Genomic DNA, 24,737 nt, shown 5'->3' on the forward strand with positions numbered 1-24,737 from the left:
CGGGCGCGGCGCCGCCGGGCGAACGCGGCGCGGCTCGGCCTGATGGCCGTGCCCGTCGCGTTCTTCGCGCTGTTCTTCGCCTACCCGGTGGCCGCGATCGTCCGGCGCGGCCTGCACTCCGGCGGCGCCTGGCAGTGGGGCCCGTTCGGCGAGGTGCTGGGCCGGGCCGACATCCGGCACGTGCTGTGGTTCACCACCTGGCAGGCGCTGGCCTCCACCGCGCTCACCCTGCTGATCGCCCTGCCCGGCGCCTACGTGTTCGCCCGCTACGACTTCCCGGGACGGAATGTACTGCGGGCCGTGGTCACCGTGCCGTTCGTCCTGCCCACGGTCGTCGTCGGCACCGCCTTCCTCGCCCTCGTCGGACGCGGCGGCCTCCTCGACGACCTGTGGGGGGTGCGCCTGGACACCACCGTGTGGGCGATCCTCCTCGCCCATGTCTTCTTCAACTACGCCGTCGTCGTACGGACCGTGGGCGGCCTGTGGGCTCAGCTCGACCCGCGGCAGGAGGAGGCCGCGCGGATGCTCGGCGCCTCGCCGCTGACGGCCTGGCGCAAGGTCACCCTGCCCGCCCTGGCGCCCGCCGTCGCCGCCGCCGCGCTGATGGTCTTCCTGTTCACCTTCACCTCCTTCGGCGTGGTGCAGATCCTCGGCGGCCCCGGCTTCTCCACCCTCGAAGTGGAGATCTACCGGCAGACCTCGCAGATGTTCGACCTGTCCACGGCCGCCGTCCTCACCCTCGTGCAGTTCGCCGCCGTGGGCGCGATCCTCGCCGTGCACGCCTGGACCGTACGGCGCCGGGAGAGCACGCTGCGGCTGGTGGACGCCGCCCGCACCGCCCGCCGCCCGCGCGGCGCCGGGCAGTGGACGCTGCTGGCCGCCGTCCTCGCCAGCATCGCGCTGCTCGTGCTGCTGCCGCTCGCCGTGCTGGTGCAGCGCTCGCTCACCGCACCCGGCTTCGGCTACTACCGCGCGCTGGCCGACCCGGACGGCGGCACCTTCCTGGTCGCGCCGCTCCACGCCGTCGGCGCCTCCCTGTCCTACGCCGCCGCCGCGACCGCCATCGCCGTCGCCATCGGCTCCCTCGCCGCCGCCGCGCTCACCCGGCGGGACGCCGGACGCCTGGTCCGCGGCTTCGACGCGCTGCTGATGGTGCCGCTCGGCGTGTCGGCGGTGACCGTGGGCTTCGGTTTCCTGATCGCCCTGGACAAGCCCCCGCTGGACCTCAGGCAGTCCTGGATCCTGGTCCCGCTCGCACAGGCCCTGGTCGGCGTGCCCTTCGTCGTACGGACCATGCTGCCGGTGCTGCGCGCGGTCGACGTACGGCTGCGCGAGGCGGCGGCCGTGCTCGGGGCGTCGCCGTGGCGGGTGTGGCGGGAGGTGGACCTGCCGCTGGTGCGGCGGGCGCTGCTGATCGCCGCCGGGTTCGCCTTCGCGGTCTCCCTCGGGGAGTTCGGGGCGACCGTGTTCATCGCCCGGCCCGACAACCCGACCCTGCCGGTGGCCGTGGCCCGGCTGCTCTCCCGGCCCGGCGACCTCAACTACGGCCAGGCCATGGCCCTGTCGACGATCCTCATGGTGGTGTGCGCGGTGGCGTTGCTGGTACTGGAGAGACTGCGCGGCGGCGAGCGGACGGGGGAGTTCTGATGCTGCTCGACCTGCGCGGTGCCACCGTGCGCTTCGGCGGCCGGGCCGCCCTGGACGCCGTCGACCTGGCGGTCGCCGAGCACGAGACCGTGTGCGTGCTCGGCCCCAGCGGCAGCGGCAAGTCGACGCTGCTGCGGGCGGTGGCCGGACTCCAGGCGCTGGACTCGGGGCAGGTGCTGCTCGACGGGCGCGACCAGGCGCGGGTGCCGGTGCACCGGCGCGAGGTCGGCCTGATGTTCCAGGACCACCAGCTCTTCCCGCAGCGGGACGTGGCCCAGAACGTCGCCTTCGGGCCGCGGATGCACGGCGCGACCCGGCCGGAGCAGGCCGCGCGGGTGGCCGAACTCCTCGAACTCGTCGGCCTGCCGGGCGCGGGCGCGCGTCCGGTGGCCGCCCTGTCCGGCGGCGAGCAGCAGCGCGTGGCCCTCGCCCGCGCCCTCGCGCCCCGGCCCCGGCTGCTCATGCTCGACGAACCCCTCGGCCAGCTCGACCGCTCGCTGCGCGAACGGCTCATCGTCGAACTGCGGGAGCTGTTCGGGCGGTTGGGCACCACCGTGCTCGCCGTCACCCATGACCAGGGCGAGGCGTTCGCGCTCGCCGACCGGGTGGTGGTGATGCGGGACGGCCGGATCGCCCAGTCCGGTACGCCGCTCGAGGTGTGGCAGCGTCCCGCGGACGCCTTCGTCGCCCGCTTCCTCGGCTTCGAGAACGTGATCGAGGCGAAGGTCGACGGCACGACCGCACTCACCCCCTGGGGCAAGGTCCCGGTCCCCGAGGACGCGCCCCAGGGCACCCGGACCCTCCTCGTACGCCCCGCCGGTGTCCGCCTCGTCCCGGCGGAGGAGGGCCTGCGCTGCACGGTGGCCGCCCGCACCTTCAAGGGCACCCATGTCGCCCTGCGCCTCCAGCCGCGCGACGCGCCGCCGCTGGAAGCCGCCTGCCCGCTGCGCGCGGCCCCCGGGACCGGGGAGGAGACGGGCGTGGCGTTCGACCCGGACGACGTGGTGGTGCTGGGCTGAGACCGTACGCCGACGCCTTCCCCCTCCGGTGCGTCGGCGTACGGGAGCGTGCGGCGCTCAGCGCTCGCTGTGCGCGCCCCGTCGGCGCAGCCCGTAGAACACCGCGCCGCCACCGACGGCGACCAGGGCGGCCGCGATGCCGACGATCAGGCCGGTGTTCGAGTTCGCCCCGGTCTCGGCCAGGCCGGAGTTCCCGGCTGCGGGCGAGGGGGCACTGCTCCCGGCGCCCGCGGGAGCGGCGGCGCTCAGCGAGGCGGTCGGCGCCGGGGCCGGTGCGGTGGACTGCGTCTGCGGGGGAGTCGGCGCCGCCGTCGTCGCGCTCGGCGTGGGCGCCGGGGCGGTGGTGCCCGGCTGCGACGGGGAGGCGGGGCCGCTCGGGAACGCCGAGGCGCTCGGGGAGGCCGGGGAGCAGGCGGTGGACGGCGCGGTCAGGTCCGGCCGGATGTCCTGGTCGACCAGGGTGCCGCCGGCCTTGACGTGGACGCGGTAGACGGCGCCGGGCCGCCAGTCCTCGGTGAACGTGATCTCGGTGCCCCGCGCCGAGCCCTTGACCGACTGCTCGCCGATCTTCTGCGCACCGGCGCCGCTGTCCTGCCGGTACACGGTGACGACGGCGGGGGTGCCGGACCGGTCCTTGTCGGTGACGACGATGACGCCCTGGCCGCCGGTGCAGCGGGCCTCGGCGGAGAACTCGCCGATGTCGCAGGCGAACGCGTGCCCGGCGGCGCCGAGAGCGAGCGCGGCGGACGCGGCGGCGACCCCGAGGGCCCGCCCGGAGCGCACGGAACGCACGGTACGGCGGGGACGGGAGGGAGAAGAGGGAGAAGAGGGGAGCGAGGGAGAAGAGGGGGACAAAATAGCCACGGTGCCCTTCACGGTTGCACAAGTGCGGGAAGCGGAAGGGGGGTTGGGGCGGCCGAGAGAGGCGAGGAGCGCCCCGGCACCCCCAGGGGGCACAGGTCTACAAGTGCCCCGCCGGGGGTGTCAACGGATAAGCGGAGGAAGGATGTTTACTTTGCTAGTTCCTTAACTCCGTTGCCCCTCGGGCGGGTTCAGCCCTCCACCGCCGCCGGGTCCATCCACACGATCTCCCAGGAGTGGCCGTCGAGGTCGTCGAAGGAACGGCCGTACATGTACCCGTGGTCCTGCGTCTCGCCGCTCACCGTGCCGCCGGCGGCGACCGCCCTGTCGATCATCTCGTCGACCTTCTCGCGGCTCTCGGCGCTCAGACAGAGCAGCACCTCGCTGGTCCGGGTGGAGTCCGCGATCTCCTTCCCGGTGAAGTCCGCGTACCGCTTCTTGCCGAGCAGCATGGCGATGATGGTGTCGCTGATGACGACGCAGGCGCAGTCGTCGCCGGAGAACTGCGGGTTGATGGTGTAGCCCAGCTCGGTGAAGAACGTCCGCGACGCGGCTACGTCCTCGGTCGCCAGGTTCACGAAGATCATCTGCTGGTAGGCGTGCGCCATGGTGGGTCTCTCCCCGCTCGGTGTGTTCGCTGTGTGTGAGCCGTTCGGAAGGGTGGACCGGGGCGCGCCGCAGAACTCATCGGTGGAATCGTCCGGACCCGCCGCCTGCTCGCCGCCCGCCCGCTGCCGCCCGCCGGTCAGCGGGTCAGCGGCAGGGCGGCGAGCGCGGCGATCAGCAGGGTCAGGGGCACGAACAGGGCCAGCAGCGCCCCGGCGCGCAGCGCGGCGGCGGAGCGGAGCGTGGCGCCGGGGGCGCCGAGCCTGCGCAGGGCCGCGATGGTGGCGGCCCGGGACTGCCGGGCCTCCACGGCGGCGGTGAGCAGCACGGCCACCGCGCAGCCGGCCACGAGGGCAGCGCCGAGGGCGGTCAGCGGCCCCGGGGAGGGCGCGGCGCCGCCGGACAGCGCGCTCACGGCGTACGCGCCGGAGGCCACCGCGCACACGACGCCCAGCGGGCGCCCGATGCGCCCCGCCTCCTCCATCAGCACCCGCCCGGCGAGCAGGCGTACGGCGCCGGGGCGCACCGCCTGGAGGAGCAGTCCGCACAGATGGGTGAGAGCGGGCCCGGCCAGAGCGAGGCCGAGCGCGGTCAGCAGCCAGCCGACGAGGACGGGCGAGGAGTCGGCGCTGAGCCCGCCGGGCAGCGCGGTGCGGGAGGCGTGGACCCGCCCGGCGTAGGCCTCGACCGTCAGGCCCACGGCCAGGACGGCGATGCCCCAGGGCAGGCCGGTGGGGGGCCGGTGCGGCGGGAGCGGCCGGTGCGGGTCGTCGTCGTCCTCGGGCGCGTCCGGGGCCGGGGCTGCTCCGGGCTCCGTACCGGACGCGAGACCAGCGGCCGTCGGCCCGCCGGACGCGGAACCGGCAGCCGCCGCCCCGGCGGGCGCGGCGCCCCCGGCCGCGGAACCGTCGGCCGTGGGACCGGTGACCGTGGAACCCGTGGCCGTGGAACCGGTGACCGTGGCGCTGTCGGCCGTGGGACCACCGGCCGTGGTGTCACCGGCCGAGGGCCGCTCCGGACGCGGCGCGGGCCGGGGTTCGCGCGGGCGCAGGGACCAGGCCACCGCCGCCGACGCCAGGGCCGGGACGGTCGCCAGCAGCGTCAGCGTCCCCGGCACCGGCAGCCGCTTGCGCGCGGCCAGGAAGTGGGAGGCGGCGCCGTCCAGGGGCAGGCCGGTCAGGTCGCCGCGCAGATGCAGGAAGGCCAGCAGCGCGAGCAGGCAGCCGGTCGTGCAGCACACGGCGCTGGTGACCGCCGAGACGGCCATCAGACGGCCCGGCCCCAGACCCAGCGCGGACAGCGCGGTGCGCGGCCGGGTACCCGGGTCGGTGCGGGCCACGGCGACGGTCAGGTAGACGGTGGCGGCCAGCGGCGCCGCGCACCAGGAGAGCCGCAGCAGCGCGGCGCCGGAGTGCTCCGGGTGGGCCAGCGCGTAGGCCAGGCTCGACAGCAGCAGGAAGCCGGTGCCCGCCGACGCGGCCACCACCGCCAGGCGGCGCAGCTGGACGGCGGGCCGGGCGACTCGGGTCAGACGGAGAGCGAGCACGCCGCCCGGCCTTCCGTCGCGTCGCCCGCGGGAGGCAGGTGCACGCTCTTCACGCACCGCCCGTCGAGCAGGGCCACCGTGCGGTCGGCGAGGGCGGCGGTCTCCGCGTCGTGGGTGGCCAGCACCACGGTGATGCCGTGCGAGCGGGCCGCCGTGGTGAGGGTGCGCAGCACATGGGCGCGGTCGGCGCGGTGCAGCGGGGCGGTCGGCTCGTCGGCGAAGAGCACGGTGGGCGCGGTGGCGAGGGCGCGGGCGATGCAGACGCGCTGGCGTTCGGCCTGGCGGAGCTGGTGCGGGCGCCGCCGGGCCAGCTCGCCGACGTCCAGGCGTTCCAGCCACTCCAGGGCGGCCACCTTGGCGCGGCGCCGCCCGCCGCCGCGCAGCATCAGCGGCAGCGCGGTGTTCTCCCAGACGTTCAGCTCGGGGACGAGGGCCGGGGCGGGGTCGACCCAGCCGAACCGTTCGCGGCGCAGCCGTTCGCGGGCGAGCGGCCCGAGGGTGTGCACGGGGGCGCTGTTGAACCAGACCTCGCCCTCGCGGACCCGCACCGTGCCGGACAGACAGCGCAGCAGGGTGGTCTTGCCGCTGCCGCTCGGTCCGGCGACCGCGAGGATCTCGCCCTGGCGCACGCCGAGCGAGACGCCGCAGAGGGCGGGGGAGCCGTCCTTGTGGGTGTAGTGCAGGGCGCGTGCCCAGAGCACGTCGTTGTCCGGCGGGGCCACCATGGCGTACACCTCGGTTCGGATCAGGAATGCCGCGCGGGGTGCCGTGCGGGTCCGGGGATCCCTCGTGCCCGTTCTCCGTACGAATCCCTCGTACGGGGGAACGAAGGCGGAGCCGATCGGTCACGTCACGCTAGGCAGCCGAGGCCGGGAGGCCGGACAGCACACGGCCCCGGGCCGCCGTTTCCCACTCGAACGGACGGCACCGGGGCCTGTGATGATCAGATCGGAGGTACGCGCCTCAGCGGGCGCTCACCGTGCCTGCGGCCTGTGACCCGGGGGTCACAGCTTGGTCCATGCCTCCGTCAGCACCGCGCGCAGGATCTGCTCGATCTCGTCGAAGGTCTCCTGGTCGGAGATCAGCGGCGGGGCGAGCTGGACGACCGGGTCGCCGCGGTCGTCGGCCCGGCAGTACAGGCCGTTGTCGTACAGCGCCTTGGAGAGGAAGCCGTACAGGACGCGCTCGGTCTCCTCGTCGTTGAAGGACTCCTTGGTGTTCTTGTCCTTCACCAGCTCGATGCCGTAGAAGAAGCCGTTGCCGCGGACGTCGCCGACGATCGGCAGGTCGTGCAGCTTCTGGAGGGTGGACAGGAACGCGCCCTCGTTGTCCAGCACGTGCTGGTTGAGGCCCTCGCGCTCGAACAGGTCGAGGTTGGCGAGGCCGACCGCGGCGGAGACCGGGTGGCCGCCGAAGGTGTAGCCGTGCAGGAAGGTGTTGTCGCCCTTGTAGAACGGCTCGGCCAGGCGGTCGGAGATGATGCAGGCGCCGATCGGGGAGTAGCCCGAGGTCATGCCCTTGGCGCAGGTGATGATGTCCGGGACGTAGCCGAACTTGTCGCAGGCGAACATCGTGCCGAGGCGGCCGAAGGCGCAGATGACCTCGTCGGAGACGAGCAGCACGTCGTACTGGTCGCAGATCTCGCGCACCCGCTGGAAGTACCCGGGCGGCGGCGGGAAGCAGCCGCCCGCGTTCTGCACCGGCTCCAGGAAGACGGCGGCGACCGTCTCCGGGCCCTCGAAGAGGATCTGCTGCTCGATCTGGTCGGCGGCCCAGCGGCCGAAGGCCTCCGGGTCGTCGCCGAAGATCGGGGCGCGGTAGATGTTGGTGTTGGGGACCTTGTGCGCGCCCGGCACCAGCGGCTCGAAGGGGGCCTTCAGGCCCGGCAGGCCGGTGATGGACAGGGCGCCCTGCGGGGTGCCGTGGTAGGCGACCGCGCGGGAGATGACCTTGTACTTGGTGGGCTTGCCGGTCAGCTTGAAGTACTGCTTGGCGAGCTTCCAGGCGGTCTCCACGGCCTCACCGCCGCCGGTGGTGAAGAAGACCTTGTTCAGGTCGCCCGGCGCGTAGTCGGCCAGCCGCTCGGCCAGCTCCACGGCCTTGGGGTGGGCGTACGACCACACGGGGAAGAAGGCCAGCTCCTGCGCCTGCTTGAACGCGGTCTCGGCCAGCTCGGTGCGGCCGTGTCCGGCCTGGACCACGAACAGGCCCGCGAGGCCGTCCAGGTAGCGCTTGCCCTGGTCGTCGTAGATGTAGGTGCCCTCACCGCGCACGATGGTCGGCACGGGGGCGTTCTCGTACGAGGACATGCGGGTGAAGTGCATCCACAGGTGGTCGTACGCGGTTCGGCTGAGGTCCTTGCTCACGGTTATCGGGTTCCCCACATGTAGGTCTGCTTCTTGAGCTTCAGGTAAACGAAGCTCTCGGTGGAGCGCACCCCGGGCAGCGCCCGGATGCGTTTGTTGATGACGTCCAGCAGGTGGTCGTCGTCCTCGCAGACGATCTCGGCGAGGATGTCGAACGAGCCCGCGGTCATCACCACGTACTCGACTTCCGACATGTCAGTCAGCGCGTCCGCGATGGCCTCGACATCACCCTCGACGTTGACACCGACCATCGCCTGCCGGCGGAAGCCCACGGTGAGCGGGTCCGTGACGGCGACGATCTGCATGACGCCCTGGTCCAGCAGCTTCTGCACGCGCTGGCGCACGGCCGCCTCGGAGAGGCCGACGGCCTTGCCGATCGCCGCGTAGGGACGGCGGCCGTCCTCCTGGAGCTGCTGGATGATGGCGAGGGAGACGGCGTCCAGCTGGGGGGTGCCGTTCCCGGTGCGGGACTCGCGGGACGAGTCCCTCTGCTCTGCGCTTCGACTGGCCACGTCCTCACTGTGCACGACGTCTCGACCGTTCCGCAAGCCCAAAGCGATGAAATTCGTTGTTTGGGACGTCGAGACATACGGATTTCGCAGAAGTCCTCGGGCTGGGGGTGTTGAAAACGTCGGCAGGCGGACTAGGGTGGGTGTCTCAGCCAATGGACACCTTGACCCCACCAGGAGGGCCGGCAGTGAGCACCGAGCTGCGTCGTCTGCGCAACTACATCGACGGTGAGTTCCGGGACGCCGCCGACGGACGGACCACCGAGGTGGTCAACCCCGCGACCGGAGAGGCGTACGCGACCGCGCCGCTGTCCGGTCGGGCGGACGTCGACGCCGCCATGGCGGCCGCCGCCGCGGCCTTCCCGGCCTGGCGCGACACCACCCCGGCCGAGCGGCAGCGGGCGCTGCTGAAGATCGCGGACGCCTTCGAGGAGCGCGCCGAGGAACTGATCGCGGCCGAGGTGGAGAACACGGGCAAGCCCATCGGGCTGACCCGCTCCGAGGAGATCCCGCCGATGGTCGACCAGATCCGCTTCTTCGCGGGCGCGGCGCGGATGCTGGAGGGCCGCTCGGCCGGCGAGTACATGGAGGGGCTGACCTCCATCGTCCGGCGCGAGCCGATCGGCGTCTGCGCGCAGGTCGCGCCGTGGAACTACCCGATGATGATGGCCGTCTGGAAGTTCGCCCCCGCCCTCGCGGCCGGCAACACCGTCGTGCTCAAGCCCTCGGACACCACCCCCGCCTCCACGGTCCTGATGGCCGACATCATCGGCTCGGTCCTGCCCGAGGGCGTCTTCAACGTCGTCTGCGGCGACCGCGACACCGGCCGCCTCATGGTCGAGCACGACACCCCGGCGATGGCCTCCATCACCGGCTCCGTGCGAGCCGGGATGTCGGTCGCCGAGTCTGCCTCCAAGGACCTCAAGCGCGTCCACCTGGAGCTGGGCGGCAAGGCCCCCGTCGTGGTCTTCGAGGACGTCGACATCGACAAGGCCGTCGAGGACATCGCCATGGCCGGGTACTTCAACGCCGGGCAGGACTGCACGGCCGCCACCCGCGTACTGGTCCAGGAGTCGGTGCACGACGCGTTCGTCGCCGCGCTCGCCAAGGCCGCCGAGGACACGAAGACGGGGCAGCCCGACGACGAGGACGTCCTGTACGGCCCGCTGAACAACCCGAACCAGCTCCAGCAGGTGGCCGGCTTCATCGAGCGGCTGCCCGCCCACGCCAAGGTCGAGGCCGGCGGCCACCAGGTCGGCGACAAGGGCTACTTCTACGCCCCGACCGTCGTCTCCGGTCTCAGGCAGGACGACGAGATCATCCAGAAGGAGGTCTTCGGCCCGGTCATCACCGTCCAGTCCTTCACCGACGAGGACCAGGCCGTCGAGTGGGCCAACGGCGTCGAGTACGCGCTCGCCTCCTCCGTGTGGACCAAGGACCACGGCCGCGCCATGCGGATGTCCAAGAAGCTCGACTTCGGCTGCGTGTGGATCAACACCCACATCCCGCTGGTCGCCGAGATGCCGCACGGCGGCTTCAAGAAGTCCGGCTACGGCAAGGACCTGTCCGCGTACGGCTTCGAGGACTACACGCGCATCAAGCACGTGATGACGTCGCTGGACGGCTGAGCCCGTACGGCCGTACACCCGTACAGCGGCACCCCTGGCCCGCACCGCGGCCCCGGACGGAGGACGGACCGTCCGGGGCCGCGGTGCGCTGTCGTGCGGGAGCGGGATGCGGCCGTACGTCCTTGGCGTCGCCGCGCTCCCGCAGGGCGCCGGGATCGACAAGGTGTCGGGAAGCCCCCGCCGGGCTCGACGGAGCGTCGATTGTCCGGCGGGGAAACGGGCGGCATGCTGCGGGGATGCCCCGGACACCGCTGACGCCCCCGTTCCGCACCCCGCCGCGCACACCGGCCCCGCCCTCCCGCCGCTCGCTGCTGCGCGCCCTCGGCGGCACCGCCGTGCTCGGGGCGCTCGCCGGATGCGGGGTCCCCGCCGCCTACGTCAGCCCCGGCGACCGCGCCGCCACCGACACCTCCGCCACCGACAAGCGGCTGAACTGGTCGAACTGGCCGCTCTACATCGACACCGACGACAAGAACCCCAACCGGCGGCCCACCCTCGACGCCTTCCAGAAGCGCACCGGGATCTCCGTCCACTACGCCGAGGACATCAACGACAACGACGAGTTCTTCGGCAAGATCAGCCCGTCCCTGATGAACCACCAGAAGCCCGGCCGCGACCTCGTCGTCATCAGCGACTGGATGTGCGCGCGCTTCGTGCGCCTGGGCTGGGTGCAGGAGATGGACCGCGCCCGGCAGCCGAACGTCGCCCGCCACCTCGACCCGCTGCTGCGCTCACCCGCCTTCGACCCCGGGCGCAAGTTCACCGTGCCCTACCAGTCGGGCATCACCGGCATCGCCTACAACCGCCGCAAGCTCGGCCGGGACATCCACCGCGTCGCCGACCTGTGGGCGAGCGACCTCAAGGGCCGGGTGACCCTGCTCTCCGGCCTCGACGAGGCGTTCGCCCTGCTGATGCAGGCCGACGGCGTCGACATCCGCGCGTGGACGGCGGGCGACTTCCACCGGGTCTGCGACCAGGTGGAGCGGCAGCTGGCCCGCGGCCAGATACGCCGCTTCACCGGCAACGACTACACCAAGGACCTGGTCAGCGGCGACGTCCTGGCCTGCCAGGCGTACTCCGGCGACGTGATCCAGCTCCAGGCCGACAACCCCGACATCCGCTTCGTCGTCCCCGAGGAGGGCGCCGAACTCTGGTCGGACTCCCTGATGATCCCCAACCTGGCCGACCACAAGGCCAACGCCGAGCGTCTGATCGACTACTACTACCAGCCCGAGGTCGCCGCCGAGCTGGCCGCCTGGGTGAACTACGTCTGCCCGGTCCCCGCCGCCCAGGAGATCCTCGCCGCCTCCGACGACGAGGACACCGCCGCCCTCGCCGAGAACCCCCTCATCTTCCCCGACGCCACCATGCGCCGCCGCCTCGCCATCGCCCGCGACATCACCTCCACGGAACGCGTCGAGTTCGCCAAGCGGTGGAACACGCTGGTGGGGTTGTAGGGGGCGGAGCGGGCTGCTCGGGACGAGGATTTCCAGCGGGAGCGAAATCCCCTGGCGTCGAGCAGGGGCTGCGGGTGCGGCAACGCGCTCAGATCCGGGCGTGAGAGGTGATGTCGGAGGTGAACTCGTCGATGACGGCCGGGGTCACGGTCGGCCGGCACTGTCCCAGGGCGGTGAGGTAGTCGTCGGTGCGCGCGCCTGCTTCGGCGGCGTTGCGTTCGAAGGCAGCCTGGGCGGCGATCCGCGCCGCGTGCTCGATGTCGGCCGGAGTGAACAGCTCGCTCGCCGCGACCAGCGCGTCCAGATCGACGTCGTCGCGCTGTGCGGAGTAGCGCGACCAGATCGCCGCGCGGGCGGCCGCGTCCGGAGTGCCGATGGGAATGAGGTAGTCGAAGCGCCCGGGACGGAGAAAGGCGGGATCGAGGGAGCGAATGGAGTTGGTGGCGCAGACCAGCAGACGCTCGTCGCGTTCGCGGAACCCGGGGATGAGTTTGAGGAGTTCGTTGGTGACGCCGTGCATCGAGGGTTCGGGGTTCGCTCCGCGCACGGCTGCGATCTCCTCGACCTCGTCGATGAAGACCAGGGCTCGTTCCAGCTCCGAGATCCGGGCGAAGGCCGTACGCAACGCGGCGGCGAGGTTGCCTTCGTGCGCCAGGCGGGAGGGCAGCAGTTCGACGAAGGGCCAGCCGAGGCGGGAGGCGATGGCGCGGGCGAAGGTGGTCTTGCCGGTCCCGGGCGGACCGAAGAGGGTGATGGCACGCGGCGGGATCACGCCGTGTCTGGCGGCCCGTTCCGGTTCGGCCAGTGGCAGAACGACGCGACGCTCGATCAGGACCTTCTCCGACTCCATCCCGGCGACCTTGTCCCACAGGTCACCGGCGAGGAGTCTGCCGCCCAGTTCGTCCAGCAGGTTCGCCGTCGTCCCGGTGGCAGGTTCGGTCTTCTCGAAGTACGCGACGGCCGGCCGCCGCGTGTAGCCCGCCTTCCGCAGCCCTTCGCCGAGCAGCTCCTCCTCGGCCAGGACGTACGCGATACGGCGCACCCTTGCCTCGACCAGTCGGCGTTCGAGCTCCATCAGCAGCGCGCTGGCCAGCCCTCGGCCGCGCCAGGAAGGCTCGATGGCGATGCGCATCACCCACGCCCGGCCGTCGCGCACATGGGCGAGCGCCGTGCCGATCGGCACGCCCCGGTGGACTGCGACCACAGCGGGCTGGCGGGAGGTCAGCGCGCCGATGCACTCGGCGACGGAGAAGACCGACTCCTGGCCGAGACCGGCTGTGCTGTCGATGAGATGGACCACGGCGGCCAGATCGTCCTCGCGGTAGTCATGTATGAGCCAGTTCATCTGCTGCTCCCTTCCTCAGGTGTTCCGAAAACGTAGAGCGTGCGCAGCAGGCGGTCATCCTCCGTCACGGACAATCACCGGTCCGCAGCCGTACAAAGAGGAGAGCGGCGGGTCCGGCGCATCGCGGCTATGTGAACGGCCTGGTGACGCGCCGGACATGCTCGAACACCACGGTCCGCCTGCCCGCTGCCGCGGCGGCGAGCAGAGGGCGGCCGGTGCGACGACGGCCCGTCCACCGAGGAACCCCAGGGGGTGCGGGCTCCCTGGTTACGGCACGGGCTGCTGCTGGGTGACGCAGTGGATTCCGCCGCCGCCGGTGCCGAGGCGGTCGATGTCGAGCTGTTCGACGACCCGGCCGGGGTAGAGCCTGGCCAGCGTGGCCTTGGCCGCCGCGTCGGCTTGGGCGTCGCCGAACTGGCCGGAGACGACGGCGCCGTTGCATACGTAGTAGTTGGCGTAGGAGGCGAGGAAGTCCCTGTTGGTGGAGCGGATCCTGTCGTAGTCGGGGCCCTGGAGCTTCGACACCGACATCCGGCCGCCGCTCGCCGTGGTGGAGGAGGACAGGGTCTGGTACTGCTGGCGCGCGTCCTTGGCGTAGACGTCCGTGTCCGTCGCCAGGGGCATCTGGACGAGCGCCTCCCCGGGGGCCCGGAAGCGCGAGGTGGCGTCGACGTGGTCGTCGGTGATGTCCTGCCCGGACACACCGTCGAACCAGAGGACCTTGGAGGCCCCGTACGCGGCGCACATGGCGGATTCGAGCTGCGCCTGTGACATGCCGGGGTTGCGCTGGGCGCTGATGAGGCTGCTGCGGGTCGCCATCAGGGTGCCGGCGCCGTCCTGTTCGATCGCGCCGCCCTCTCCGACCAGGCCCGCGGAGGTGAAGGGGACACCCACGTAGGCGGCGATCCGCTGGGCGACGAGTGCGTCCTTGGCGTGGGTCTGCTTCTTCCCCCAGCCGTTGAAGTTCAGTCCGACCGCGTCGAGGCCGCCGGTCCCGTCGGTGCGGAAGACCGGGCCGCTGTCGCGCATCCAGCAGTCGTCGACCGGGATGGAGGTGAGGACGGTGACCGAGGACCCGCACATCGCACGGGCACCGGCAGCGCTGCCGGAGTTGGCGCACATGATGACCGGCTCGTACCGTGCGACGGTGCGCGCGATCAGCGCGATGTCGGCCTGGACACCGCTGAGCAGCTTGCGGCCCCAGATCGAGCTGCTGTCCGGCCAGGCCATCCAGGTGCGGGTGTGGGGGACGTCCTCGATCGGGACCCTGAAGGAGCCCGCCGCAGCGGCCTGACCGCGCGGGGACGCGGCGCGGGCCCGCCCCTCGGCAGCGGCGAGGGCCGCGCCCGCGGCGGTGAGCCCCGCTGCCGCGAGGAACCCGCGCCTGCGCAGACTTCCGTAGGAATGGTTCACAGCGTGCTCGTTCATGTGGTGGTTCTCCTCTGCCGTTTCAGCCGACCGCAGGGGCACGGTGGGAGCCTGAAAACTAGAACTGACCGAGCGCTCGGTCAATAGTGTGGGCGACGGATCCTGCGGATACCCGCAACTACGCAGGTGGGAGCCGGGGTGCTCGTTAGAGTGACGTCATGGCAGCATCAGCGACAGGCCCCCAGAAACCCTCCTCGGCTCCTGTCCGGCCGGGGCGACCGCGTGTGTCGGCGAAGGGTGAGCAGACCCGGGCACGCCTGATCGCGGCCGCTCGGACCCTGCTGGCCGGTGAGATGAGTGAGCGGTTCACCACTCGCAACGTGGCGGCACTGTGTGGGGTTTCGCACGGAATGTGCCATTACCACTTCCAGGATCGCACCGACCTAGTTCTGGCGGTCCTCGAAGACATGCGCCCCGAGTGGATCTCCCCGTTGGAGGCCGCGGTCTCCGCACCCGGCACGTTCGCCGAGCGTGCCGAGCGCGTGGTCGTTCTGCTCGGACGGCCCGAGAGCACGGACCTCGCACACCTGCACTCGGCACTGCACTGGCACGCGTTGAACGACGACAGGGTGCGGGACGCCCTTGAGGCCGAGTACCGGCGCTGGCGCACCGCCTTCGTCGACCTGTTCCAGGTCCTGGCCGACGAACGGGGCGGCCGGCTCGATCCCCGGCCGCTGGGCGAGGCCGTCGCCGCCGCCGTCGACGGCCTCGCCGCCGCGGAGTCACTGGACGCGGGACTCGACACCGGGCCGGTCCTGCGGACCCTCGTCCGCACTCTCGCGGCCGGTGCCTGAGCCGGTCACGGCGGGCTCCAGCGCCCGGCGCGCGGCCGAGATCGCTTCCGGGTCCCAGCCGGGCCGGGGCACGGAATCCAGCAGGAGCCGGGTGTAGGGGTGCCGGGGCGCGGCGAGCACCTCGGCCGTGGGACCCGCCTCGACGACGGCACCATGGCGCATGACGACGATCTCGTCGGTGACACACCGGACCACCCCCAGGTCGTGGGTGATGAACAGGTATCCGACCGAGGTCTCCTCCCTGATGTCGGCCAGGAGGTTGAGGATCTGCGCCTGCACCGACACGTCCAGTGCGGCGACCGCTTCGTCCAGGACGAGCACGGCGGGCTCGACGGCCAGGGCCCGCGCGATGGCCACGCGCTGGCGCTGCCCGCCGGAGAGCCGGCGCGGCAGGGCGTCGGCGGCGCGGGTTCCCAGGCCCACCTGGTCGAGGAGTTGGCGTATGCGCTTGTCCGGGTCCCGCTCGGGGAAGTGGAGGCGCAGTGTCTCGCGGAGGACCGCCTCGACACTCGTCCTCGGGTCGAGGGAGAGGTAGGGGTCCTGGAAGACCATCTGGACCTCGCGGGCCCGGGCCAGACGCCGTGCCCGGCCCCGCCCCGCACCGCGCTCCCGCTCGGCGCGGGACCGGCCGCGCACCAGGACGTCGCCCTCGTCGGCCTGTTCCAGGCCGACGACGATCCGTGCGGTGGTGGTCTTGCCGGAGCCGGACTCGCCCACGATGCCGAGGGACCCGCCCTCCGGCAGCGTGAAGGACACATCGTCCACGGCGCGTACGCTCCCGAAGGTCCGTCGCAGGCCCTTGACGGCCAGGGCGTTCTCAGGCATCGACGGCGCTCCCTTCGAGCCGGTCGCTGTGGTGACAGGCGGCCTGGTGTTCCGGCCCGCCGGGGGCGGGCAGCGCGGACGGTGCCTCCTGCTCGCAGAGTCCGGTCGCGAGGGGACAACGGGCGGCGAAGGCACAGCCCTTCAGTTCCTGACGGAGATCGGGGGGCTGGCCGTCGATGGCGGCGAGGCGGCCCGTGGGCCCCTCCATCCGCGGGGTGGAGGCGAGCAGGGCGGCCGTGTACGGGTGGCGGGGATGCCTGAAGAGGACTTCCGCGGGGCCGCTCTCGGCGATCCGTCCGGCGTACATGACGTAGACACGGTCACTGACGGCCGCGGCGAGACCGAGATCGTGGGTGACGAAGAGCAGTCCGGTGCCGAAGCGTTCCCGCAGCCGGCTCAGGAGGGCGATGACCTCGGCCTGGGTGGTGACGTCCAGCGCGGTGGTGGGCTCGTCGGCGAGCAGGAGGGCCGGGTCTCCCATGAGAGCGGCGGCGATCATGACGCGCTGGAGCATGCCGCCGGACACCTGGCCGGGGTACTTGCGCAGCGCGGAGGCGTCCAGACCCACCGCATCGAGGAGTTCACCGGCCCGGGCGGTGGCCTCCGTCCGGTTCATGACCTTGGTCAGCCGGACGCTCTCGGTGAGGAAGTCCCCGATGCGGCGCAGCGGGTTGATGGCGGCCCGTGGGTCCTGGAAGATCATGGCGACCGTGCCGGTGCGCAGGGCGCGCAGCTGCCGGGCGTCCATGGTGAGCACATCGTGGCCGTCGACGCGGACGGTGCCTTCGGTGACGGCGGCCGGTGGCAGCAGCCGCAGCGCGCTGCGTGAGGTGAGCGTCTTTCCGGAGCCGGACTCGCCGACGAGTGCCACGGTCTCGCCGGCGCCGACGGTGAGGTCGATCCCGTCGAGGACCGGGCGGGCGGTGCCGGGCAGGGTGATGCGCAGTCCCTGGATGTCGAGGGTGTTCATCGGTCTCTCCTGGCGACGCGGTCGGCCCAGCGTTCCCCGACCACGTTGAACGCGACGACGGTCAGCACGATGAGCACGCAGGGCAGGATCGCGGACAGCGGGTAGCCGCGCTGGACGGCGGTCTGTCCGTCGAACACCATGCGGCCCCAGTCGGGGGTGAGCGCGGGGATGCCGAGCCCGAGGAAGGACAGTCCCGCGAGGTCCATCAGGGCGTAACCGAAGTTGACGGCGGACTGGGCGAGGACGACGGGGGCGACGTTGGGCAGGATGTGGCGCAGGCAGATCTGGAGGCCGGAGTGCCCCTGGACCCGGTAGGCGCTGACGTAGGGGCGCTGCCGTTCGGCCAGGACCAGTGAGCGCGTCAGCCGGCTGACGTAGGGCAGATAGGCGATCGCCAGGGCGATGACCGGCGCGAGCAGACCCTCTCCGTAGATCGAGATGATGAGGATCGCCAGCAGCATCCCGGGGAAGGCGAAGACCAGTTCGGTGCTGCGGGAGAGCACCGAGTCCAGCCAGCCGCCCCGCCAGGCCGCGGCCATTCCGACGACGACACCGGCGACGGTGGAGAAGGCGATCACCCCGAGCGGGCCCAGCAGGGAGGCGCGCGCGCCGATCAGCAGACGCGAGAGGGTGTCGCGGCCCGCCCCGTCCACACCGAGCGGATGACCGGCGGAAGGGCCCGCGAGCGCGTTGCCCAGGTCGACGGCGTTGGGGTCGTGCGGTGCCACCGCACCGGCGAGCAGCGCCCCGGCGACGACGAGGACCACGAACCCCAGACAGCACAGGTGGAGCGGCGACCCGGCCGAGCGGATCCGGGCGAGGCCGGGCCGGCGGGTGAGAACGGCGGTCATGCGGCAGACCTCCTCGATCCGAGGGTGATCCGCGGGTCGACCAGCGGCATCAGCAGGTCGACGACGAGGTTCACGATCATGAACAGGGCCACGATGATCAGGGAGATGGCCTGGACGGTGGGGAAGTCCTTGGTGGTGGTCGACAGTTCGAGGAGCTGTCCGATGCCGCCGATGCTGAAGGCGCTCTCCACCAGGATCGTGCAGACCAGCAGCGTCGAGACGATCAGACCGCCGGTGGTCAGCACCGTACCCAGCGAGTTGCGGAACACATGCCGCCGGATGACCTCACGCTCCGGCACGCCCCGGCTGCGGGCCACGGTGACGTGTTCGCCGTCGAGGGCCTCCAGCATCGCCGAGCGGGTGACCCGGGCGAGCAGACCGATCAGGTAGAGGGCGAGCGCGACGGCCGGGAGCGTCAGATGCCACACCTGGTCGAGGAAGCCGTCGCCGGCACCCCCGCTGGGGAACCAGCCGAGCTTGACGGCGAACAGGCCCTGGAGCAGCACGGCCGCGACGAAGGACGGGGTGCCGACGGCGAACGTGGTGGTGACCAGGACGGTGGAGTCGGTGGCGCCGCCGCGTACGGCCGCGAGCCGGCCGAGTGCCAGGCCGACGACGACCACCACGGCCAAGGACATGCCGACCAGCAGCAGGGTGGTGGGCAGACGGTCGGCCAGCAGCCGCGAGACATCGGTGCGGTAGGTGATCGACCGCCCGAAGTCGCCGTGTGCCATGTCGCCCAGCCAGCGCAGGTACCGGACGAGGAAGGGATCGTTCAGGTGGTACTGCGCGTCGATCGCGGCGAGGGCCTCCGGCGAGGCGGAGCGGCCCGAGAGCAGAAAGCTCGCGGGGCTGCCCGGCGCCAGATACATCGCACCGAACACCACGAACGACGCACAGAGCAGGGTGGCGGTCATCTCCGCCAGCCGCCGCAGCGCGAATCTCGTGAAGCTCACTGGGCGGCCCCCACGTCGGCCGCCCACGGGTAGTACATGTACGAGATGGTGGTGGGCGCTCCGGTGATCCTCTTGTTGAGGAACAGGGAGGTCGGCCACTCGGCGACCGGGATCCACAGCAACTGGTCGGCGGCGCGCTTCTGCAGCTGCGCCTCGATCATCGTCCGCGCCCGGGGGTCGTAGGCGGCGGTCGCCCGGTCGACGAGGCCGTCGTACTGCTTGTCGCTGTAGCCGGCGAAATTCATGTACGAACCCGTCTTGAAGTTGGAGAGCAGGTCCAGCGGGTCGGTGATCGAGTCGTAGTAGGTGAGCGGGAACATGTCGATGCCCACGCGCGCCCTGGGGTCGGTGAACAGCGCGGTGAACGCGTTCGGGGCGATGGTCCTGAGCTTGATGTCCAGGCCGATCCGGGTGCCCGCGGCCTGCACGGCGGTGGCGAGCACGGAGACGTCCTGGCCGATGGAGCTGGTGGCGACGGTCAGGGTCTTCCCGGTGGCACCGGCCTGCTTGATCAGCGCCGTGGCCTTCTCGATGTCCGGCGCGGTCGGCGGCAGGCCGTCCAGCGCGGCCTTCCTGGCCTGCTCCGGGGCGCCGGCCCAGGCGGCTCGGGTGGTGAGGGAACTGGTGACGGTCCCCACGCCCCCGAGGGCGGATCCGACGAATCCGGTGCGGTCCAGGGCCAGGGAGAGCGCGCGGCGGACGCGGACGTCGCCGAGCGGGCCCTTCATGTCGGTGATGTTGACGTTGACCGTGCTCAGTCCCTCGCCGAAGTACAGGGTGCCGGTCTTGCTGTCGCGCAGCCGGTCGTAGCTCTCGGTGGGGATCAGGTAGCCGCCGTCGGCCTCTCCGCTGAGAAAGGCGTTGGTGCGGGCGGAAGGGTCGGTCAGGAAGCGGAAGACGACCTTGCCGGACCTGGCCCTGGTGCCCCAGTAGCCGTCGAAGCGGTCGAGTTCGATCGACTCGCCCTTGTTCCAGGTGCCGAGCTCGAACGGGCCGGTGCAGTCGAGCCCGCCGGAGGTGCCGTAGTTCTTGCCCGCCGCCTCGACGCCGGCCTTGGAGGCCACCACGCCGGCGGCGGTCGCCATGTACTGGGGGAACTGGGAGTCGGGCTTCCTGAGCCTGACGGTGACCTGGAGCGGACCGGTCTTCTTGACCGAGGTGACGTTCTTGAACACGTCGGCCCACGCGGCGGCGTTGTGCGGGTCCAGTTGCCGGCTCAGGCTGAAGACCACGTCGTCGGCGGTCATCACCCCGCCGTTGTGGAAGCGCACGTGCGGACGGAGGTCGTAGACCCAGGTGGTGGGGTCGGGATTCGTCGCCTTCCGCGCCAGGCCGGGTTCGGTGGTGAGTCCGGGCGTCCAGCGCATCAGGCTCTCGCACACGTTGGAGAGGATCGTGTTCTGCGGATAGTCGAACGCCACGGTGTAGTCGAGTGTGGGCGGCTCGGCGTAGGTGGCCCAGGTGAAGGAGTCGATGTCCCCCTTGGCCTTGGGCGTCTGCCGGGAGAGGGTGAAGTCGCCGGAGGCGCCCCCGCCGTTCCTGGGCGGTCCGGAGCAGGCCGCGAGCAGAGCCACGCAGGACAGGACGGCCGTCGCGGCGGCGATCCGGCCGGTCATGACACGTGTGCGTCTGCCGGCGCGGGGTGGGGGTGTGGTCATCGTCGCGCTCTCTTTCCGTACGTGGTGGCCGTACGTGGATACGGGAGGCCGCCGGACCGCGGAGACGGTCCGGCAGGAGCGGGCGGTACGGTCAGGGGCCGGGCCTAGGCGAGGGGGCGGGCGGTGGGGATCTGCTGGGTGATGCAGTGGACTCCGCCACCGCCGAACGCGACCACAGGTGTCCGCACCCCGACGACCTTGCGGCCGGGATAGGCGGCGGCGATCACCGCGAGTGCGTCCTCGTCCTGCGGCACCCCGGCGACGGGGACGACGACGCCGCCGTTGGCGACGTAGTAGTTCAGGTACGACACCTCGACCTCGTCACCGGCCACCTCGGCGAAGGCCACCTGCGGGACGTCGATGATCTCCAGCGGCCGGCCCTGGGCGTCGGTGGCGGCCTCGAGCACGGCGCGGTTGGCGCGCATCCGCGCGTGGTCCGGGTGGCCGGGGTCCTCGGGCAGGGAGACCACGACCTTGCCGGGCGCCGCGAAGGCACACACCCCGTCGACGTGTCCGTCCGTCTCGGTGTCGAGCAGGCCGCCGTAAGGCAGCCAGACGATCTTGCTGACCCCGAGCCGGGACTTCAGCTCGGCCTCGATCTCGTCCCGGCTCAGGCCCGGGTTGCGGTTGGGGTGGAGCAGGCACTGCTCGGTGGTGATCAGGGTCCCCTCGCCGTCGACGGTGATCGCTCCGCCTTCGAGGATCATGTCGGAGTGGATGCGCTCCACGCCGAGGTGCTCCAGGAGCAGGGCACTGACCCGGTCGTCCGCGTCGTACGGGTGGTGCTTTCCGCCCCAGGCGTTGAAGCGGAAGTCGACTCCGGCGCGGCGGCCGTCGCCGTCGAGGACGAACAGCGGGGCGGAGTCACGGAACCAGGAGTCGTCCACCGGCAGTTCCACCACGGTGATCTCCGGGCCGCACCAGGTCCGGGCGTCGTCGCCGTGGCCGGGAGGGGCGACCATCGTGACCGGTTCGAACCCGGCGATGGCACGGGCGACGTTCGCGTACTCCTCCTTGACCTCGTCCAGCACGCTGCCCCACAGGTCCGGGCGGGTGGGCCAGGCCATCAGGCACCCCTCGTGCTCGGACCACTCGGCGGGCATACGGAATGCAGTCATCACGTCTCATTTCTTCTCGCCGGACGTACTCGTCGGCAGTCGACGACCGAGCACAAGGCCGGTTCAAGCCATGGGGCGAGTACGGGGGGTGTGGGGAATCCTCCTCTCAACTGAAAATTCAGTCAAGAGAAGCGGTGTGCGAAATCGCCGCCGGATCGACGACGCGGACCAGGCGTACGCACAGAGCGCGCCCGCTGCGCACACCGCTGTCAGCTCCGGCGCTCCGGCAGGGGCGCGGTCCTCATCGGCCATGATGAGGACCTGAGCGTGTATCCGTGAGGCGCCGAGGTCTGGCTCAGCGTGTGCCGGTGCTTCGTCGGCCGGCCGCGAGCCGTGGGGTGCGCGGCGGCTCCGTGCGGCGTCGCCCGGTCGCCTCGAAGGCTGCGGCGAGCCGGAGCAGCGTGTTGTCGTCGTAGGCGCGGCCCGCGAATGTCAGCCCGGCGGGCATGCCGGTGTCGGCCATGGTGCCCATCGGCACGGTCACGGTCGGGATGCCGAGGTGGCGCGGTACGAGGTTGCCGTTCGCGACCCACACGCCGTTGCGCCAGCCGAGGTCGGCGGAGGTCTCGTTCACGTCCATGTCGGCCGGGCCGACATCGGCGACCGCGGGGAACACCACGGCGTCCAGGCGCAGTTCGTCCATCCACGTCTCCAGGTCGATCCTGCGGGTCTCCTCAAGTCCGCGCAGCCCCTGCTCGACGTGCGGGATCTCGGTGAGCGACCCGTACGGCCGGTCGCGCACCAGCCGGGGGTAGTCGGCGATCACATCGTCGAAGCCGTCGTAGCGATCCGGTAGTTCGCCGGGATGCTTGGGCCAGATCCGTGCGCCGTCCACGTCGGCGAGGGACGGGAGCGCGGGGTCGGCGTTGGCGCGCAGGAAGTCGTCCCAGGCCCAGGCCGACAGGTCGAGGGCCTCGCAGGCGAGGAAGTCCTGCCCGACCAGGCCCCGGGTCAGGAGGGACGGCGCTCCGGGCCGGTCGGACTCGTAGTTGGTCACCACGGGGAAGTCGACCTCGACGACCTCGGCGCCGGCGGTCTCCAGGTCACGGCGGGCGTCCTCCCACAGGGCCATGACCGAGGCGCGTGTGTCGATCCGCTGCCCGGTCCGGCCGCCGATGCCGCCGTCGGGATTGGTCCCGGCCTCGGGGTCGGCGTTGATGTACATCCTGGGCACGCCGACGCGCTTGCCGGTGAGCGTCGCGCGCGCCGATGCCGCGTCCGCGGGGGCCAGCGCCGGATACGAGGCCGGGCGCACCCGGGACGGTGCGGGGAGCGGCACCCAGGGCTGGGACCGCCACAGGTCGCCGCGCGTCTCCGGGTCGTCGGCGACGATGACGTCGAGGAGTTCGAGGAGGTCGGCCATGGTGCGGGTGTGGGGGACCACGACGTCCATGGTCGGCACGAGCGGCCAGTTGCCGCGCACCGAGATCACGCCGCGGCTGGGGGTGTAGGCGCACAGCGCGTTGTTCGACGCGGGCGCCCGGCCCGAGGACCAGGTCTCCTCGCCGAGGCCGAACGCGGCGAAGGAGGCGGCGGTGGCGGTGCCCGAGCCGTTGGACGAGCCGGAGCCGTAGGCGCTGGTGAGCCAGTCGGCGTTGTACGGGCTTTCGGCGCGGCCGTAGACGCCGCGCTGCATGCCGCCGTTCGCCATGGGGGGCATGTTGGTCAGGCCGATGAGCACGGCCCCGGCGGCGCGCAGCCGCTCGATGGCGAAGGCGTCGCGGCGGGCGACGAGGTGCTCGAACGCGGGGGAGCCGGCGGCGGCGGTCAGCCCCTTGGCGAGGTAGCTGTCCTTGGCGGTGTAGGGGATGCCGTCGAGGGGGCCGAGGACCCGGCCGCGCGCGCGGCGGGCGTCGGAGGCCTCGGCGTCGGCGCGGGCGTCGGGATTCATCACGACGAGCGAGTTGAGCGCGGTGGCGGTGCCGGGCCGGTCATAGGCCTCGATCCGGGCGAGGTAGGCGTCGAGCAGGCCGACGGCGGTGGTCTCGCCCTTCTCCAGTGCCGAGCGCAGGCCGGCGATGCCTGTCTCGACGACGTCGAATGCGCGTGTCATGCGGGGTGCCTCCAAGGTGGCTGGTCAGACGGTGCGGTGCGAGGCGTGGGCCTCGAAGGGTGCGGTGCCGGGGCGGCGTCCGTGTCCGGCCGGTCCGGCGGGTTTCCCGGTGCGAGGCAGGCAGGAGGTCAGGGGGGCGAGAGCGAGGGGGGTGCCGTCCTGACGGGCCCGTGCGAGCCCGGCGGCGCTGAACAGCGACAGCCGGTCGCGGTCGCGCTCGGTGGGAGTCAGGGGCATGCCGGCCTCCGACCCACGTCACCGACGGACGCGTCGGTCCGAACCATGGTCTTCAGTCTCTCTCAGCGGTCCGTGTGGCCTGAAACAGCTTGGGCCCGGTGGAATCACTGTGACACTGACTGAAAAGTCAGTCAATAGACACGGCATGAAGACGCCGGGGCTCGCCGGGGCTCACCCACACCACGGACCTTCCGGGATCTGCTGCTCCCGGCGATCGAACGGGTGCCGTGTGCCGGGTGTCGCCAGGCGCCGGAGGGCCCCTGACGGATGCGCTAGATCTGCCCCAGGCGTGCCAGCTCGGCGTCGATGGCGCCGCGCATCAGATCACGGGCGTGGTCGATCCGGATCCCGCCGCTCAGCCAGCGCATGCTCAGGCCCTCCAGGAGGGCGGTGAGCCGCTCGGCGGCCGCGGCCAGCGACGAGGCGGACGCCATCGGCTGCACCTGGCCCAGCAGCGCGGCCACGTCCTGCACCCATGTCAGGGTCGCCCGGGCGAGGTCCTCGCGCAGCTCCGTGTCGAAGACGGCGCTGGCCCGCAGCTCACCCCAGGCCGAGCTGTTCTCCCGCACCTCGACGGTGTCCTGGAGTTCCAGCAGGAGTGTGTCGTCGAGTTCCTCGCGGGGGCTGGGCGGCGGGGCGTCCGGGTCGCGGCTCGTGGTGTAACGCTCGGCGCGGTTGTTGATGAACTCGAGTGTCTGGCGCAGGATCCCGGTGCGGTCCTTGAAGTGGTAGTAGATCAGCGCGGTGGACACACCCGCCTCGGCTGCGAGCTCCTCCACGCGCAGCCCGCGGACCCCGCGCCGGGCGATCACCCGGGCGGCCGCTTCGAGGATCTGAGTACTGCGTGAGGCCATGACGCGAAC

General features: G+C 71.9%; 22 protein-coding genes. 5 read left to right on the plus strand and 17 right to left on the minus strand.

The window, feature by feature from the left end; all coding sequences use genetic code 11:
• The first annotated feature begins 42 nt into the window (after positions 1–42).
• Together ACWDYF_RS24285 and ACWDYF_RS24290 are read left to right on the plus strand one after the other, a co-directional pair.
• A complete protein-coding gene (locus ACWDYF_RS24285; RefSeq protein WP_389470380.1) occupies positions 43–1,647 on the plus strand; it encodes an ABC transporter permease in 1,605 nt (534 codons plus the stop codon).
• Positions 1,647–2,666, plus strand: coding sequence for an ABC transporter ATP-binding protein (locus ACWDYF_RS24290; RefSeq protein ID WP_389470383.1), 1,020 nt, complete (start codon positions 1,647–1,649; stop codon positions 2,664–2,666). The genes ACWDYF_RS24285 and ACWDYF_RS24290 overlap by 1 nt, the downstream gene beginning before the upstream one ends.
• A gap of 57 nt (positions 2,667–2,723) precedes the next feature.
• On the opposite strand, the gene ACWDYF_RS24295 is transcribed toward ACWDYF_RS24290, so the two are convergent.
• From ACWDYF_RS24295 to ACWDYF_RS24320, 6 genes are all read right to left on the minus strand, one after another.
• Positions 2,724–3,458 (minus strand): LAETG motif-containing sortase-dependent surface protein, encoded by a 735-nt coding sequence (locus ACWDYF_RS24295; RefSeq protein ID WP_389470386.1) that lies wholly within the window; start codon positions 3,456–3,458, stop codon positions 2,724–2,726.
• Positions 3,459–3,718: 260 nt separating this feature from the next.
• A complete protein-coding gene (locus tag ACWDYF_RS24300; protein WP_381741222.1) occupies positions 3,719–4,135 on the minus strand; it encodes a VOC family protein in 417 nt (138 codons plus the stop codon).
• A gap of 137 nt (positions 4,136–4,272) precedes the next feature.
• Entirely contained in the window at positions 4,273–5,679 is a 1,407-nt protein-coding gene (locus ACWDYF_RS24305; protein ID WP_389470389.1) for a hypothetical protein, read from the minus strand.
• Positions 5,661–6,404, minus strand: coding sequence for an ABC transporter ATP-binding protein (locus ACWDYF_RS24310; RefSeq protein ID WP_389470392.1), 744 nt, complete (start codon positions 6,402–6,404; stop codon positions 5,661–5,663). Before ACWDYF_RS24310 ends, ACWDYF_RS24305 begins: the two co-directional genes overlap by 19 nt.
• Before the next feature lie 279 nt (positions 6,405–6,683).
• Positions 6,684–8,063, minus strand: a complete 1,380-nt coding sequence (locus tag ACWDYF_RS24315) for an aspartate aminotransferase family protein (RefSeq protein ID WP_381741226.1) — start codon at positions 8,061–8,063, stop codon at positions 6,684–6,686.
• Positions 8,048–8,572 (minus strand): Lrp/AsnC family transcriptional regulator, encoded by a 525-nt coding sequence (locus ACWDYF_RS24320; protein WP_018567992.1) that lies wholly within the window; start codon positions 8,570–8,572, stop codon positions 8,048–8,050. Before ACWDYF_RS24320 ends, ACWDYF_RS24315 begins: the two co-directional genes overlap by 16 nt.
• Before the next feature lie 170 nt (positions 8,573–8,742).
• Here ACWDYF_RS24320 and ACWDYF_RS24325 point away from each other — a divergent pair, with 170 nt between their 5' ends.
• Positions 8,743–10,182 (plus strand): gamma-aminobutyraldehyde dehydrogenase, encoded by a 1,440-nt coding sequence (locus ACWDYF_RS24325; RefSeq protein ID WP_381741227.1) that lies wholly within the window; start codon positions 8,743–8,745, stop codon positions 10,180–10,182.
• A 236-nt stretch (positions 10,183–10,418) separates the two neighbouring features.
• A complete protein-coding gene (locus ACWDYF_RS24330; protein ID WP_381741229.1) occupies positions 10,419–11,639 on the plus strand; it encodes an ABC transporter substrate-binding protein in 1,221 nt (406 codons plus the stop codon).
• A gap of 88 nt (positions 11,640–11,727) precedes the next feature.
• On the opposite strand, the gene ACWDYF_RS24335 is transcribed toward ACWDYF_RS24330, so the two are convergent.
• Positions 11,728–12,984: an ATP-binding protein gene (locus tag ACWDYF_RS24335; RefSeq protein WP_389470397.1), complete on the minus strand. Its 1,257-nt coding sequence runs from the start codon at positions 12,982–12,984 to the stop codon at positions 11,728–11,730.
• Positions 12,985–13,251: 267 nt separating this feature from the next.
• Positions 13,252–14,412 (minus strand): agmatine deiminase family protein, encoded by a 1,161-nt coding sequence (locus ACWDYF_RS24340; RefSeq protein ID WP_389470400.1) that lies wholly within the window; start codon positions 14,410–14,412, stop codon positions 13,252–13,254.
• Positions 14,413–14,570: 158 nt separating this feature from the next.
• On the opposite strand from ACWDYF_RS24340, the gene ACWDYF_RS24345 reads away from it, so the two are divergent.
• Complete coding sequence (locus ACWDYF_RS24345) at positions 14,571–15,206, plus strand: TetR/AcrR family transcriptional regulator (protein ID WP_389470402.1); 636 nt, start codon at positions 14,571–14,573, stop codon at positions 15,204–15,206.
• On the opposite strand, the gene ACWDYF_RS24350 is transcribed toward ACWDYF_RS24345, so the two are convergent.
• The 9 genes from ACWDYF_RS24350 to ACWDYF_RS24390 form a co-directional block, all read right to left on the minus strand.
• Positions 15,135–16,031 carry an ABC transporter ATP-binding protein gene (locus ACWDYF_RS24350; protein ID WP_389470404.1) on the minus strand — a complete coding sequence of 299 codons (897 nt, stop codon included), beginning with the start codon at positions 16,029–16,031 and terminating at the stop codon, positions 15,135–15,137. The genes ACWDYF_RS24345 and ACWDYF_RS24350 overlap by 72 nt on opposite strands.
• Positions 16,024–17,001, minus strand: a complete 978-nt coding sequence (locus ACWDYF_RS24355) for an ABC transporter ATP-binding protein (protein ID WP_389470407.1) — start codon at positions 16,999–17,001, stop codon at positions 16,024–16,026. Before ACWDYF_RS24355 ends, ACWDYF_RS24350 begins: the two co-directional genes overlap by 8 nt.
• Complete coding sequence (locus ACWDYF_RS24360) at positions 16,998–17,852, minus strand: ABC transporter permease (RefSeq protein ID WP_389470410.1); 855 nt, start codon at positions 17,850–17,852, stop codon at positions 16,998–17,000. The genes ACWDYF_RS24355 and ACWDYF_RS24360 overlap by 4 nt, the downstream gene beginning before the upstream one ends.
• Positions 17,849–18,808: an ABC transporter permease gene (locus ACWDYF_RS24365; RefSeq protein WP_389470413.1), complete on the minus strand. Its 960-nt coding sequence runs from the start codon at positions 18,806–18,808 to the stop codon at positions 17,849–17,851. The genes ACWDYF_RS24360 and ACWDYF_RS24365 overlap by 4 nt, the downstream gene beginning before the upstream one ends.
• Positions 18,805–20,466 (minus strand): ABC transporter substrate-binding protein, encoded by a 1,662-nt coding sequence (locus tag ACWDYF_RS24370; protein ID WP_389470415.1) that lies wholly within the window; start codon positions 20,464–20,466, stop codon positions 18,805–18,807. The genes ACWDYF_RS24365 and ACWDYF_RS24370 overlap by 4 nt, the downstream gene beginning before the upstream one ends.
• Before the next feature lie 104 nt (positions 20,467–20,570).
• A complete protein-coding gene (locus ACWDYF_RS24375) occupies positions 20,571–21,584 on the minus strand; it encodes an agmatine deiminase family protein (protein ID WP_389470418.1) in 1,014 nt (337 codons plus the stop codon).
• 295 nt (positions 21,585–21,879) lie between these two features.
• Positions 21,880–23,637 carry an amidase gene (locus ACWDYF_RS24380; protein WP_389470421.1) on the minus strand — a complete coding sequence of 586 codons (1,758 nt, stop codon included), beginning with the start codon at positions 23,635–23,637 and terminating at the stop codon, positions 21,880–21,882.
• A gap of 24 nt (positions 23,638–23,661) precedes the next feature.
• On the minus strand, positions 23,662–23,874 hold the full coding sequence (locus ACWDYF_RS24385) for a hypothetical protein (RefSeq protein ID WP_389470424.1): 213 nt from the start codon (positions 23,872–23,874) through the stop codon (positions 23,662–23,664).
• A gap of 272 nt (positions 23,875–24,146) precedes the next feature.
• Positions 24,147–24,728, minus strand: a complete 582-nt coding sequence (locus tag ACWDYF_RS24390; RefSeq protein ID WP_381741246.1) for a TetR/AcrR family transcriptional regulator — start codon at positions 24,726–24,728, stop codon at positions 24,147–24,149.
• Positions 24,729–24,737 lie beyond the last annotated feature (9 nt).

The sequence above is a fragment of the Streptomyces sp. NPDC003284 genome, assembly GCF_053589675.1.